This is a genomic window from Streptomyces sp. CNQ329 (assembly GCF_000482585.1).
On sequence record NZ_AXVU01000007.1, the window covers coordinates 89,519 to 102,406 of the forward strand.

General features: G+C 76.4%; 11 protein-coding genes. 5 read left to right on the forward strand and 6 right to left on the reverse strand.

From position 1 onward, the window contains the following. Positions 1-25 precede the first annotated feature (25 nt). Positions 26-2,734 carry a helix-turn-helix transcriptional regulator gene (locus tag I003_RS0106625; RefSeq protein WP_027770796.1) on the reverse strand — a complete coding sequence of 903 codons (2,709 nt, stop codon included), beginning with the start codon at positions 2,732-2,734 and terminating at the stop codon, positions 26-28. A gap of 183 nt (positions 2,735-2,917) precedes the next feature. Here I003_RS0106625 and I003_RS0106630 point away from each other — a divergent pair, with 183 nt between their 5' ends. After that, positions 2,918-4,399: an MFS transporter gene (locus I003_RS0106630; RefSeq protein ID WP_027770797.1), complete on the forward strand. Its 1,482-nt coding sequence runs from the start codon at positions 2,918-2,920 to the stop codon at positions 4,397-4,399. Between the two features lie 153 nt (positions 4,400-4,552). Here I003_RS0106630 and I003_RS0106635 read toward each other — a convergent pair whose 3' ends face one another. Continuing rightward, on the reverse strand, positions 4,553-5,587 hold the full coding sequence (locus tag I003_RS0106635; RefSeq protein ID WP_027770798.1) for a glutathione S-transferase C-terminal domain-containing protein: 1,035 nt from the start codon (positions 5,585-5,587) through the stop codon (positions 4,553-4,555). Positions 5,588-5,696: 109 nt separating this feature from the next. Then, a complete protein-coding gene (locus I003_RS0106640; protein ID WP_027770799.1) occupies positions 5,697-6,485 on the reverse strand; it encodes a GNAT family N-acetyltransferase in 789 nt (262 codons plus the stop codon). Positions 6,486-6,776: 291 nt separating this feature from the next. Between I003_RS0106640 and I003_RS0106645 the strand changes: the two genes are divergently transcribed. Next, positions 6,777-7,850 carry a DUF4037 domain-containing protein gene (locus tag I003_RS0106645; RefSeq protein WP_027770800.1) on the forward strand — a complete coding sequence of 358 codons (1,074 nt, stop codon included), beginning with the start codon at positions 6,777-6,779 and terminating at the stop codon, positions 7,848-7,850. Here the strand turns inward: I003_RS0106645 and I003_RS0106650 are convergent. Continuing rightward, complete coding sequence (locus tag I003_RS0106650; RefSeq protein WP_027770801.1) at positions 7,843-8,115, reverse strand: hypothetical protein; 273 nt, start codon at positions 8,113-8,115, stop codon at positions 7,843-7,845. The genes I003_RS0106645 and I003_RS0106650 overlap by 8 nt on opposite strands. A gap of 3 nt (positions 8,116-8,118) precedes the next feature. Then, positions 8,119-8,595: a hypothetical protein gene (locus I003_RS0106655; protein ID WP_027770802.1), complete on the reverse strand. Its 477-nt coding sequence runs from the start codon at positions 8,593-8,595 to the stop codon at positions 8,119-8,121. 75 nt (positions 8,596-8,670) lie between these two features. Between I003_RS0106655 and I003_RS0106660 the strand changes: the two genes are divergently transcribed. The 3 genes from I003_RS0106660 (at position 8,671) to I003_RS0106670 (ending at position 11,397) form a co-directional block, all read left to right on the forward strand. Further along, positions 8,671-9,012 carry a PadR family transcriptional regulator gene (locus I003_RS0106660; protein ID WP_027742643.1) on the forward strand — a complete coding sequence of 114 codons (342 nt, stop codon included), beginning with the start codon at positions 8,671-8,673 and terminating at the stop codon, positions 9,010-9,012. Next, complete coding sequence (locus I003_RS0106665) at positions 9,009-9,743, forward strand: permease prefix domain 1-containing protein (RefSeq protein ID WP_027770803.1); 735 nt, start codon at positions 9,009-9,011, stop codon at positions 9,741-9,743. The genes I003_RS0106660 and I003_RS0106665 overlap by 4 nt, the downstream gene beginning before the upstream one ends. A 619-nt stretch (positions 9,744-10,362) precedes the next feature. Next, the gene (locus tag I003_RS0106670) at positions 10,363-11,397 is read left to right on the forward strand and encodes a P1 family peptidase (protein WP_027770804.1); all 1,035 of its coding nucleotides are present in this window, start codon (positions 10,363-10,365) and stop codon (positions 11,395-11,397) included. Positions 11,398-11,421: 24 nt separating this feature from the next. On the opposite strand, the gene I003_RS0106675 is transcribed toward I003_RS0106670, so the two are convergent. After that, positions 11,422-12,714 (reverse strand): MFS transporter, encoded by a 1,293-nt coding sequence (locus tag I003_RS0106675; RefSeq protein WP_027770805.1) that lies wholly within the window; start codon positions 12,712-12,714, stop codon positions 11,422-11,424. Positions 12,715-12,888: the final 174 nt, after the last annotated feature.

The following is a 12,888-nucleotide window of genomic DNA, read 5'->3' on the forward strand; positions in this document are numbered from 1 at the left end:
CCCGGCAGGCGTGGACCGGGGGCCGTCAGCCGGCCGCCGGACCGTCCAGGTCCAGCCGGGCCAGTTCGGCCCGGGAGGCCACGCCCAGCTTGGGGTACGCCTTGTACAGATGGTGCTCGACGGTGCGCGGGCTCAGGAAGAGCCGCGCCCCGATCTGCCGGCTGCTCAGCCCCTGCGCCGCCAGCCGGGCCGCCTGGAGCTCCTGCGGGGTGAGCCGGTCGGCCGGCCGCGTGCGGGCGGCGGGCGCAGTGGCGCGTACGGCGGTGCCGGTGGCGCGCAGTTCGGCGCGGGCGCGCTCGGCCCACGGGGCGGCGTCCAGCCGCTCGAAGGACTCCAGTGCACGGCGCAGCGGCGCGCGCGCCTCGCTGCGGCGGCGCTCGCGGCGCAGCCACTCGCCGTAGACCAGCTCGGTGCGGGCCCGTTCGAAGGGCCGCCCGCCCTGCTCGTGCAGCCGCAGAGCCCGCAGGTACGCCTCCTCGCCGCCGCCCAGCAGGGCCGCGCAGCGGGCGGCGACCGCCAGCGCCCAGGGCGGGCCGCCGGCTTCGGCCCAGCGGCGGAACCGGTCGAACGGTGCGTGCGCGCGCTCCGGGCGGCCGAGGCGCACAGCGGCCTCGACGAGGTCGGCGGTGGCGGCCATGAGCACCGTCGTGTGCCGGCCGGGGCCGCGCCAGGCCGCCTCCAGCCGGTCCAGCGCGGCGGCGTGCCGGCCCCGGCTCAGGTCGAGCATGCTCAGCGCGCAGTCGGCGGCGACCCGGCCGGTGTCGGAGGCGCGACCGGCCAGCTCGGCGCAGCGCTCCTCGTCGCCCTCGGCCGCGGCCAGCCACGCGCGGACGACGTCCAGCTCCACGGTTCTGCGGTGCAGCCCGGTGTCCCGGGCGATCGCCGCCGCCTCGGCGACCGACGCCGCGGCGGCGCGGTGCAGCCCGGCCGTCCGCTGCGCCATGGCCTGCGCCTGGAGCACCTTGGGCAGCCGGCCGATCAGCCCTTCGGTGCGGCAGCGTTCGACCTCGTCGGCGGCCAGATCCAAAGCGGCCTCGTCGTCGCCGAGGATGATGCCGCCGTAGAGGGCCTGCATGCGCTCGTCGCCGTCGACCGGCCGGAGGCCGGCGCCGGCTTCGTCAGCGGTCTCGTACGCGGCCCTGCGCGAGTCCCGGCGCACCCGCGCGACGTACGCCGCGAGCAGCGGCACCCCGCGGGCGTAGTCCTCCTGAAGGAGGTGGGCCATGGCCTCCGCCGCGTCGTCGGGCCGGCCCAGCTCGCGCAACCTGCGGGCGGCGACGCCGACCGGCTCCGGGCTGCCGGCGAACCACCCGAAGCCGGCGGCCGTACGCAGCATCGCCGCCGCGTCGTCCGGCGCCGCCCCGGACGCGCCCCGCACCAGCAGGGCCGCGGCGCGATCGGGTGCGCCCCGCTCGAACTCCACCACCGAGCGAACCCGCGCCAGCTCCGCGCGCAGGGCGCCGTCCCCGGCCCGCGGCTCCGCCTCCTCCGCCAGCGCCGCGGCCCAGTCGAGCTGCCCGGCCGACGCCGCGGCGCTCACCGCCGCGACGAGCCAGCCCGCCTGCTCGGCCGGGTCCGGGGCGAGCTGCGCCGCGCGCCGGAACTGCCCGGCCGCCGCGGTGTACGCGGTACGGCGCAGGGCACGTCCGGCCGCCGCGGCGATCTCGGCTGCGGCTCCCGCGTCCGGAGCCGTGGCGGCGGCGGCGAGGTGGTGGGCGCGGCAGTCGGGGTCGGCGGCGGCCTCGGCCAGCGCCCGGTGGGCGGCGATCCGGGCGGTCAGCGGGGCGTCCCGGTAGGCGGCGGTGGCGATCAGCGGGTGCCGGAAGGCGACGGTGGAGCCGGTGGTGTGCAGCAGGCCGGAGCGGTCGAGTTCGTCGAGGCCGGTGCCGAGGGCCTGCGCGGCACGCAGCAGCACCGGCAGGTCGCCGCGGCCCTCCGCGGCGGCGAGCACGGCCATCTGCCGGGCCCGTTCCGGCAGGCCCTCGATCCGGGCCCGGAAACCGGCGAGCACCCGGTCCGCGACCGGCAGCGGCTCGCGCGGACCGGGCCCACCGGCCGGACCGGCGCCCGCCGCGGCGGCGAACTCCAGCACCGCCAGCGGGTTCCCCGCCGACTCGGCGACGATCCGGCGGCGCAGCTCCGGGGCGAACCCGCGGTCCGCGATCAGCTCCGCGGCATCCGCGGCGCTGAGGCGCGGCAGCCGCAGCTCGTCGAGGCCGTGGCCGTCGAGCCCTTCGTCCCGTACCGCGAACACCATGGCGACGCCCTCGGCGGCCAACCGCCGCGCGGCGAACAGCAGCGCCTCGGCGGACGACCGGTCGACCCACTGGGCATCGTCGACGAGGCAGAGCAGCGGGCCGCGCTCGGCGAGGCCGGCCAGCAGCGTGAGCACGGCCAGGCCGGTCAGGAACCGGTCGGGGCCGCGGTCCTGGCCGGCGTCCAGCACCGCGCGCAGCGCCGCGCGCTGCGGCCCCGGCAGCCCGTCGATCCCGTCCCGTACCGGCCACAGCAGTTGCACGAGGCCCGCGAAGGCCAGCTCGGCCTCGCCCTCGGAGCCGGTCACTCGCAGCACCGGCAGCCCGGCCCCCGCCGCCTGGGCCGCGGTCCAGTCCAGCAGCGCGGACTTGCCGATGCCGGCCTCGCCGCGCAGGACGAGCACGCCACTGCGTCCGTCCCCCGCGCCCGCGAGCACGTCCTTCAGCGCCGCCTGTGCGGCGGATCTCCCCAGCAGCACGCCGTGTCCTCCCGTCCCGTAGGGCGACAACGCACGGCCGCCGCGGACGCATTCCGAAGACTTGCTGATGCGGATACGTAGACCCCCCGGCCTAGCGTCACGAGCACCGCGCCGGCGCAGCCGGCAGCCCGCCGCGCGGCCCACTGCCGGCTGCGCCGGACCACACCGCGACGGAGCACACCCATGTCGTATCCACCCTCGCCCGCCCGCCTCCGGCGGCCCGGCCCGGCCCTGGCGCTGCTGGCGCTCGGGCACCTGATCATCAGCCTGGACCTCACCATCGTCTTCGTGGCGCTGCCGGGCATCGCGGCCGACGTGGGCTTCACCGCGCACTCCCAGCAGTGGGTCGTCAGTGTCTACGCCGTTCTCTACGGCGGCTTCCTGCTGCTCGGCGGCCGTCTCTCCGATCTCCTGGGGCGACGCCGGATGTTCGTCACGGGCATGGTGCTGTACGGGGCGGCGTCCGTGCTCGGCGGGCTGGCCACCGTACCGGGCGTGCTGCTCGCCGCCCGCGGGCTGCAGGGGCTGGGCGGCGCGGTGCTGTTCCCCGCGGTGCTGTCGCTGGTCAACACCGCCTTTCCGGAGGGCCGGGAGCGCACCCGGGCGCTGACGGTGTGGGCGATGGCGGGTGCCGGCGGTCTCACGGCCGGCTCTCTGGCCGGCGGGGTGCTGACGCAGACGTTCGGCTGGGAGGCCGTCTTCTTCGTCAACGTCCCGATGGCGGCTCTCGGCGCGGCGGCCGCGTTCGCCCTGTTGCCTGCCGACGGCCGCCTCGGCAGGGGTGACGTCGACGTGCCGGGCGCGCTGACGGGCACCGCCGGCGTGACCCTGCTGATCTTCGCTGTCGCGCACGGCTCCGAAGCCGGCTGGACCGCGGGCGAGGTGGTGGCCGCCGCGGCGCTGGCGCCGCTGCTGCTGGGCGTCTTCCTGCGCACCCAGGCGCGCGGGCGCAACCCGCTCATGCCGCTTCGGGTGTTCCGCAACCGGGCGCTGAGCGCGGCGACCGTCGTCATCCTGCTCTTCGGGTTCACCACGCAGGCCGTGCCGTACTTCCTCACGATTCACTTCCAGAGCGTGCTGGGTTTCAGCGCGCTGGAGACCGGGCTCGCCTTCCTCGGCCCCACCCTGGCCATCACCGCGGGAAACGCCCTCAGCGAGAAGCTGGTCCACCTCTTCGGCAACCGCGCCACGCTCACGGGCGGCATCCTGCTCAACGCGGCCGGCGCGGCGCTGCTGGCGCCGGGCTTCCGGGCGGACGGCTCGTTCCTCACCGTGCTCGCCGGGATCGTGGTCGTGGGGCTGGGCATGGGCGTCACCTACGAGTGCATGTGGATAGCCGCCGGCACCGGCGTCGCCGCGGAGGAGCAGGGCCTCGCCTCGGGAGTGGCGTCCACCGCGCTGCAGATCGGCACGGCCACGGGGATCGCCGTGCTCGTCGCCGTCGCGAACCGCGGCGTCGACGGGCTGGCCGGGCAGGCGCTGCGGGAAGCGACGGCCGACGGGATGCGCAACGCGACGTTCGTGCTGGCGGTGGCGCTGCTGCCCGCGGTGCCGGCGGCGCTGGCGCTGCCGCGTGCAACGGAGCGTGTGGTCACCGGCGGGGCGGCGGAGGACGCGGAAAAGCAAGCCGCTCAGGCCGCTCGCGGCGCGGGGCAGGTGCCGTGAGGGCGCCGGGCAGGGGTGGGCGCGGGCCCAGAGGGCCGGCACCCGGCGGCGGCGAGCCAGGAGGCGGGGACGCGCGGACCGCCGGCCGCGATGCCGTCCCAGAACGCGGCGGTGCCCGCGCCCGGTTCGCGGGCGGCGGGGCGGGCCGCCGGATCAGGGGCGGCCGGCGGCCGGGATGCGTTCCGCCTCGGGCGGCGGGGGCGGCGGGGTACCGTCGCCGAAGGGACGGCCGCCCAACTGCTCGCGGTGGTGCGGGGTGAGCCAGCCGGACAGGTCGGGCCCGGCGGGGACGATGCCCGTGGGGTTGATGCCCGTGTGGACCTCGTAGTAGTGGCGCTTGATGTGGTCGAAGTCCACCGTGTCGCCGAAGCCCGGGGTCTGGTACAGGTCGCGGGCGTAGGCCCACAGCACCGGGTCCTCCGCGATCTTGTTGCGGTTGCACTTGAAGTGGCCGTGGTAGACGGGGTCGAAGCGGACCAGGGTGGTGAACAGCCGGACGTCGGCCTCGGTGAGGGTGTCGCCGACGAGGTAGCGGCGGCCGGACAGCCGCGCGGACAGCTCGTCGAGCTGCCGGAACACGTCCCGGTACGCGGCCTCGTACTCGTCCTGGCTGGTGGCGAACCCGGCCCGGTAGACGCCGTTGTTGACGTTCCGGTAGACGCCGTCGATCACCTCGTCGATCTCGTCGCGCAGCGCCTCGGGGTAGAGGTCGGGGGCGCCGTCGCGGTGCAGGGCCGTCCACTCGGTGGCGAAGTCCAGGGTGATCTGCTGGAAGTCGTTGGTGACGAGCTTGCCGCTGGGCACGTCGACGATCGCGGGCACGCTGACACCGCCCGGGTAGCCGGTCTCGCGCGCGTCGTACGCCTCGCTGAGGTAGCGGATGCCCAGCACCGGGTCGCGGTCGTCCGGGTCGAGCGTGAAGCGCCAGCTCCGGTCGTCCTGGATCGGGTCGGTGACGCCGACGGAGATCGCGGGCTCCAGGCCGTACAGCCGCCGGGAGATCAGCGTGCGGTTGGCCCAGGGGCAGGCGCGGTTGACCACCAGCCGGTAGCGCCCGGCCTCGACGGGCCAGCCGTCCTCGCCGGCCGCGGTGATCCGGTCGGCGAAGTGGCTGCGGGAGCGCTTGAAGCGCTTCCTGCCGTACTCCGTGTTGCCCCGGCCCGCCTCATCGGTCTCGCTGCCGCTCATCGCCGCTCCTTCGTCGACCTGCCTTACACCACCGTCTCCATTGTCCAGTGCCCCCGGTCCCGCTGTCAGGAGACGGGGTGTGCGCCGGGCGAGTCGCCGGACGGCCGGATCACGGCTTTGCTCCGGCGGTTCGGTAGTGGTAGGTGCACACCTCGCGGAATCCCGCGCGCGCGTACAGCCGGAGGGCCGCCGGGTTGTCGCACTCCACCTGGAGGTACAGGTGTGCCGCGCCCTGCTCCTCGGCCCAGCCCGCGAGCGCGCCGAGCACCCGGCCGCCGGCGCCCCTCCCCCGCGCCGCGGGAAGGGTGGCCATGGCGAAGACACCCGCCCAGCCGGTGTCGGCGACCGCGCGGCCCACGGCCACCGTCTCGTCGCCGTCCAGGACGCGCGCGTACGCCGACGGGCCGGCGACCCGGTCGAGCAGCCCCCACCCGGCGGGGCCGGCGCCCCCGCCGTGGACGGCGTGCCAGACGCCGAACCACGCATCGCCCGGGCGGTCTTCGACCCGTACCCGCAGCCGTCCTCCGGCGTCCGGCCGCGACACCCCGGCGATCGCGGCGGCCTGCAGGGACACCGGATTCGCGCGGCGGTAGCCGCGCCGGGCGAGCAGGTCGTCGAGGACCGCGGGGCAGGCGGCCGGGGTGATCTGGAACCGCGCCGCACCCCCGTGCCGGGCGTAGAACTCCTCGGCGCGTGCCACCCGTCGCGCCAGCTCCGGCCCCCCGGCCCCCTCCGGTCCGTGCGGCAGTACCGAGGCCACCCACCAGGAACTCCCGGAATCGTGCCGCAGCCACCAGCCGTCCGCGTGCTCGACCAGTTCCGCGGGCAGCGCCCGCGCGGCCCGCTCCTGCAGGTCCCGGACGGCCCCGGGCGCCCGGCCCGGAACCCCGGCGCTCACCGCCGCCTCCCGCCAAGGTACGCGGGGGCCCTCCCGGCGAACGGTCCGGCGACAGGGCCGCGGGACGAGAGGGCGGGGCCGGCGCAGCAGTGCTCGCCGCCGGCGGTGCGCCCCGGCCCGTGAGGGAAGGGCACGGACTCGGCCACGGTGACGCCTCCGCTTGCGGTCGCCGACTGGATCTTCCGGGTACTCTAGGCTGGCCGGGGGGACCCGCTCCACACGGCGGGCCGCCGGGTACGGCGAAGGAAACCGGGTGGTCCGCGGGCCACGGGGTCTGCCAGGGTGACGGCGATGAGCGACGCATTCCGCCCCGGTCTCGAACTGGCCCGCGACTTCCACGCCGAGGCCGTCGCCCCGCTCCTCGACGCACGACTGGCCGGAACGCCGTATGCCGCCGCGCTGCTGGGCTGGGGCTCCGAGGTGCAGGGCTTCGACACCCCGCGCTCGACGGACCACGCCTGGGGACCGCGGCTGCAGGTGTTCCTCGCGCCTGCCGCACACCGGACGCACGCCGCGCGGCTCACCGCGCTGCTCGACCGGGAGCTTCCGGAGCGGTTCGGCGGCCATCCGGTGCGCTTCGCGTTCCCCGGCGGTACGCAGCCGCGACACTGGGTCGACGTCCTCGACGTCTCCGCGTACTTCGCCGGCCAGCTCGGCGAGGTGCCGGACGGCGGGCTGTCCACGGGCGGTTGGCTGGCGGCTCCGTGGCAGGTGCTGCGGGAGCTGACGGGCGGCGCGGTGTTCCATGACGGCGCCGGGGTGCTCACCTCGTACCGGGAGAGCCTTGGCCGGTATCCGGACCAGGTGTGGCGCTACGTGCTGGCGTGCCAGTGGCAGCGGCTGCACCAGGAGGAGCCGTTCGTCGGCCGCTGCGGGGAGGTCGGGGACGACCTGGGGTCCGCGGTGACCGCCGCCCGGCAGGTGCGCGAGCTGATGCGGCTGTGCCTGCTGATGCACCGGGTCTACCCGCCGTACGGCAAGTGGCTCGGCTCCGCCTTCGCCGCCCTGCCCGAGGCGGCGGAGCTCGGGCCGCTGCTGTCCGGCGCGCTGGCGGCGCGCGGCTGGCGGGAGCGGGAGCGGCAGTTGTCGCCCGCGTACGAACTGGTGGCGCGGATGCACAACGGCCTGGGACTGACGGAGCCGCAGGCACCGGCGGTGCGTCCGTTCCACGAGCGGCCGTTCCTCGTCCTGGGCGCCGAGCGCTTCTGCGCCGCGCTGCTGGCCACGGTCACCGAACCGGAGCTGGTGGCGCTGCCGCCGGTGGGGTCCGTGGACCAGTACGCCGACAGCACCGACCTTCTGGCCCACGGCTTCGCCGACCGGCGCCGCCGCTATCTCGCCCGGCTCGGCGGCCTCGTCACGTGACCGGCGGCGCCGGTGGCCGCTCGCCGCGCAGCCGGCGCAGCACCAGCAGGCCGCCGACGCCCGGGACGACCGCCCGCGCCCGGGTGCCGCGGTCGGTGCGCACCGGGGTCGTCGCCCAGGCGAGGACGACGACCGCGAGGTAGGCGGTGCCGTGCACGGGGCCGCCGAGGGTGGTGACGGCATCGGTGTGCACGGTGAACAGGTTGGCCAGCAGGGCCACGAGCGTGATCAGTTCGACGGCGGCGGCGATCCGCAGCGCGCGCACGGCTCAGGCCCCCGTGGTGGAGCCGGGGCGCACGATCATCAGCACGACGACGGCCGCCCACAGCAGGTTGAAGACCCCGGTGAGCATGGCCAGCCGGCTCGCCGCGGGGCGCATCCCGTCGCCCTCCGCTGCGGGGGCTCCGCCGCCCGGCCGGGCGAGGAGGCGCTGTTGTCCGGGCAGGATCGCGAAGGCGAGGAGGGCCGCGGCGCCGGCCGTCAGCGCGATCGAGGCGAGCAGCCAGGCGTCGGTCAGCACACCGAGTTGCGCGCCGGTGGCCACGCCGAAGGCGGGGACCGCCAGGCCCACGACCGCGTACGCGCGGCAGATGCGGTGCAGGAACGCGGCGGTCCCGTCGCGGTGCGCGGGGTCGGCCGCGGCCGGCTGCCGGACGATCCGGGGGAACACCGACGCCGCCACGGCGATCGGCCCGACGGCGAGTATCGCCGCGAGCACGTGTACGGACAGCAGGAACTTCGTCACCGCACCCTCCCAGAGGCTCAATATGTTGGCTACCAATACATAGCACACCAACAAGAGGAGGTAGGGTGGGTGCCCATGAGAGGCGATCCGGTACGCGGGCACTTGGACGGACTGCTGCTCGCCGCGCTCGAAGGCGGCCCGCTGCACGGGTACGCGATCATCACCGCCGTGCAGCAGCGCAGCGCGGGCGCGCTGGAGCTGCGTACGGGCACGGTCTACCCGGCTCTCAACCGGCTGGAGCGCACGGGCCTGCTGCGCAGCACGTGGGAGTCGGTGGGTGAGCGGCGGCGGCGCTGCTACGAGCTGACCGACGCGGGACGGCGGGCGCTGGCCGACGAGCGCACCGCCTGGCGGGAGTTCACCAGCGCGATCGGCTCGGTCCTGGACCCGGGCCGGGCGCCGAGGCCGGCGACGTGAGGGCCCGCGGCCACCGCGGCCTTCGCAGTGAGGCCGGCGACGCCGGCACCGCGGGCGGGTCCGGCGACGCTGACGGGGCCCCGGCCCGCACCGCGATCGAGGACCACCTCGCCGCCCTGGACACCGCGCTGTACGGGCCCGTGCGCGCCAAGTCCCGGATGCTCGCGGAGGTACGCGACGGCCTCGCCGACGCCGCCGACGCGTACGCCGACGCCCCGTCCCGCGCCGCCGCCGCGGCCCGCGCGGTGCGCGACTTCGGCACCGTCGAGGAGGTCGGACCCTCGTTCCAGCGCGAGCTGACCATCGCCCAGGCCCGGCAGACCGCCCGGGTCGTCGCACTCATCGTCCCGTTCCTGATGGCCTGCTGGTACCTGCTCGGGGCCACCGACAAGGACGCCGGCGGGCGGCTGCCCGCGGCCGTGCACGTACTCGTGGCCAACCTCGGCGGCCTCGCCGCGCTGACCGCGCTGCTCGCCGCCGGGTCGCTGGCCGCCACCGGCGGTGTCTCGCGCCGGCTGGCCACCCCGCGGCGGCTGCCGATCGTGGTGGCCTGGACGGGCACCACCGCGGCGGTGGCGCTCGCGGTCAGCGCGCTCACCCTGAGCGCCGGCGCGGTGCTGGCGCAGGACTGGCCGGTCAGCGCGCTGGCGGCGGCGCTCACCCTGCTCGCGCACACCCGGCTGGCCGCCTCCGCGCGCGCCTGCCGCCACTGCGCGCTGCTGGCCCGCTGACGTAACCGCCCGCCGGGCGCACCGGACCCCGCCGTCGGGACCCGGCACGGCGGAGCCCGGCGGCCGGAGCCCCGGCCCGCCCGCGGGCACGGGGTGTTGCCGCGTGCGCGGCAGCCCTTCAGATCCAGCCCTGCTGCCAGGTCCGGTGCGCCGCGGCGTGCCGCCGGGCCCGTGTGTCCGCTGACGGATCCAGGGAGGGGTCCCGGAATCCGCATGGCAGCCTGGGGCGGCCACGTCCGGACCGCGGTGGTCCGTCGCGGCCTTCGGTGATCCGGCGGTGCCCCAGGAGGGGAGTACGGCGTGCCAGGGTGGCGGGAGCGGCTGTTACCGGAAGGCCCGGTGCCCGCGCGGCAGCGCGGCCGGATCCAGTCGCCTGCGATGACGCCGGACGGGCGCCACGTGATCACCGGAGGCGGCGACGGGGCTCGGCGGCGGCACCCGCACCGGGACCCGGCCGCGCCGCCGGACACGGCCCGCGCCTTCCTTGAGGAGTGGCGCCCCCTCCCGCGGCGGCGCTCACCGCGGACGGCCACCGCCGTGTCACCGCGTCCCGTCACACCGGCGTGCCGCAGGTGTGGAACATGCCTTGGCCGGCCAAAGGGGCGTAGCCTGCGGCTTCATGGACGAACTCGCCGCGGCGGGCGGGCGCCGCGCCCGCGACCTGGGGCTGGTGACGGACCGGGGCACGCCCGGCCCCTGTGATGCGATCACCGACGTACCGGGCGTGCGCGTGGGACACGTGACACTGCGCGAGCCCCCGCTGCTGCACAGCGGCGTCACGGCGATCGTGCCCGGCGACGTACACCCGGGGGCGCCGCTGCCCGCCGGGGTGTTCGCCGGGAACGGGTACGGCAAGCTGATCGGCAGCACGCAACTCGCCGAGCTGGGCACGGTGGAGACGCCCGTGCTGCTGACCTCGACGCTGTCGGCGTTCCGGGCGGCCGACGCGCTCGTCGGCTGGATGCTGCGGCGGCCCGCGTGCGCGGACGTGACGAGCCTCAACCCGGTCGTCGGCGAGTGCAACGACGGCGTGCTGTCGGACTTCCGCGCCCGGCCGGTACGGGCGGAGCACGTACGCGCCGCGCTCGACGGGGCGGTCGGCGGGCCGGTCGCGGAGGGGTGCGTGGGCGCGGGCACGGGGGTGGCCGCGCTGGGCTTCAAGGCGGGCGTAGGCACCGCGTCGCGGCTGGTCGAGGCCGGTGGGCGGAGCGCGTGCGTCGGCGTGCTGGTCCAGGCGAACTTCGGCGGCACGCTGCGCGTTCTCGGCCGCACCGTCTCCCCCGCCGACATCGGCGTCCCCGGCCCGCAGGCCGCGCCGGAGGCGGGTTCGTGCATGGTCGTCGCGGCCACCGACGCGCCGCTGGACGCCAGGCAGTTGACCCGGGTGGCGCGGCGCGCGGTCTTCGCGCTGGCCAGGACGGGCGCGTCGTACGGGCACGGGAGCGGGGACTACGCCATCGCCTTCGGCGTACGGCCCGGCGGCCGGCCGCCTGCGGACGCCCAACTCGACCCGGTCTTCGAGGGGGTCATGGATGCCGTCGAGGAGGCGGTGCTCAACTCCCTGCTGGCCGCCATCACGACGACGGGTCCGAAGGGCCGTACCCGGCACGCCCTGCCGGCCGGCCGGCTGCTTCAGATGCTCGGCTCCCGCTGAACGCGCCGCACGGGCGCCGCTGGTTCAGCGGTCGCCGTCGGTCCACGCGGTCTCGTCCACGGGCTCGGCGGCGGGCTGCGGGGCAGTCTTCGGCTCGTTCTTGACGTCCGCCACCGCGCGGCGGCGTTCGCCGACCACGGGGGCGAGGAAGATCGCCGTGGCGACCAGGGCGAGGACGGCGATCATCGCGGAGCGGAGTCCGTAGTGGTCGCCCAGGAAGCCGAGGCCCGGCGGGCCGACCAGAAAGGCCGCGTACGCGATCATCGCCACCAGGCTCACCCGGGCCGTGGCGTTCGGGCCGGAGTCGCCGGCGGCGGAGATGGCGACCGGGAACCCCAGCGAGGCGCCGAGACCCCAGAAGAGGACCGCGGCGCCGGCGGCCACCGGGTGGTCGACGAAGATCACCACGACGAGCCCGAGCGCCGCGGAGATCGCGCTGGTGCGGATCACGAGGTAGCGCCCGAAGCGGTCGATGAAGAAGCCGCCGCAGAAGCGGCCGGCGGTCATGGCGGCGGCGAAGCCCACGTACACGAGCGATCCCAGCGCCGCGTCCAGGTCGTGGCCGTCGACCATCAACAGCGGCAGCCAGTCCGTCGCCGCGCCCTCCGCGAGCGCCATGGCCAGGACGACCGCGCCGATCAGCAGCAGCCGGGTGTCCTTGTACAGCGGCCGTCCGGCGGCCTGACCGCCGCTGCCGTCGGCGGCCTCCCCGGCCCCGTCGACGGCGTCTTCCGTGGCCGCCGGCCTGCCGGCGCCGCCGGGGATGTCGCCGAAGGAGGCGAGGAAGACCGCCAGCGCGACGCCGGCCATGAGGAGCAGATGCCACGGCACCGGGAAGCCGGCGGCCGTGGCCAGCATGCCGAGACTCGCGCCGACCACGGTGCCGAGGCTGAAGAACCCGTGCAGCGTGGTCATCACGGACCGGCCGAGCAGCCGCTCGACCTCCGCGCCCTCCACGTTCAGCGCGACCTCGCCCGACCCGCCGCCGAGGCCGAACGCGAAGAGCCCGGCGGTGACGAGCGCCGCCGAGGACGCCAGCGCCCCCGTGCCGACCCCTGCGACCCCGAGCACGATCAGCACCGTGCCGCCGCCGATCACCGGCCGGGTGCCCATCCGGGCCACGAGCGCCCCGGAGCTGACGATGCCGATCGTGGAGCCCACGGACAGGCCGAAGAGGATCAAGCCCATCTCGGCAGTGGACGCACCCAGCTCGTCGCGGACGTCCGGGGTGCGGGTCACCCACGACGAGAGCGCCAGCCCGGGTATGAGGAACATCAGCGACAGCGACAGGCGCCGGCGACGCAAGGCGGTGGCCATCGGAGGGCTCTCTTTCGAAGGGGTGGCTGTCGGCGCCGGGACGACGGACGTGCGGCAGAGCGGGGGACCGTGTCGCGGCACGGCTCCTCCCGCAGTCTCGTTCCGACCCCGCCGCGCGCTCAAACCCATATCGGCGCCTGGACCGCCTCCGGCATCGCACGGACGCACGGAGCC

What these genes read in the sequence shown, in the direction of transcription:
- I003_RS0106630 (WP_027770797.1), top strand. Translation starts at nt 2,918, where the DNA reads ATGTCGTATCCACCCTCGCCCGCCCGCCTCCGGCGGCCCGGCCCGGCC.
- I003_RS0106635 (WP_027770798.1), bottom strand. Translation starts at nt 5,587, where the DNA reads ATGAGCGGCAGCGAGACCGATGAGGCGGGCCGGGGCAACACGGAGTAC.
- I003_RS0106645 (WP_027770800.1), top strand. Translation starts at nt 6,777, where the DNA reads ATGAGCGACGCATTCCGCCCCGGTCTCGAACTGGCCCGCGACTTCCAC.
- I003_RS0106660 (WP_027742643.1), top strand. Translation starts at nt 8,671, where the DNA reads ATGAGAGGCGATCCGGTACGCGGGCACTTGGACGGACTGCTGCTCGCC.
- I003_RS0106670 (WP_027770804.1), top strand. Translation starts at nt 10,363, where the DNA reads ATGGACGAACTCGCCGCGGCGGGCGGGCGCCGCGCCCGCGACCTGGGG.
- I003_RS0106675 (WP_027770805.1), bottom strand. Translation starts at nt 12,714, where the DNA reads ATGGCCACCGCCTTGCGTCGCCGGCGCCTGTCGCTGTCGCTGATGTTC.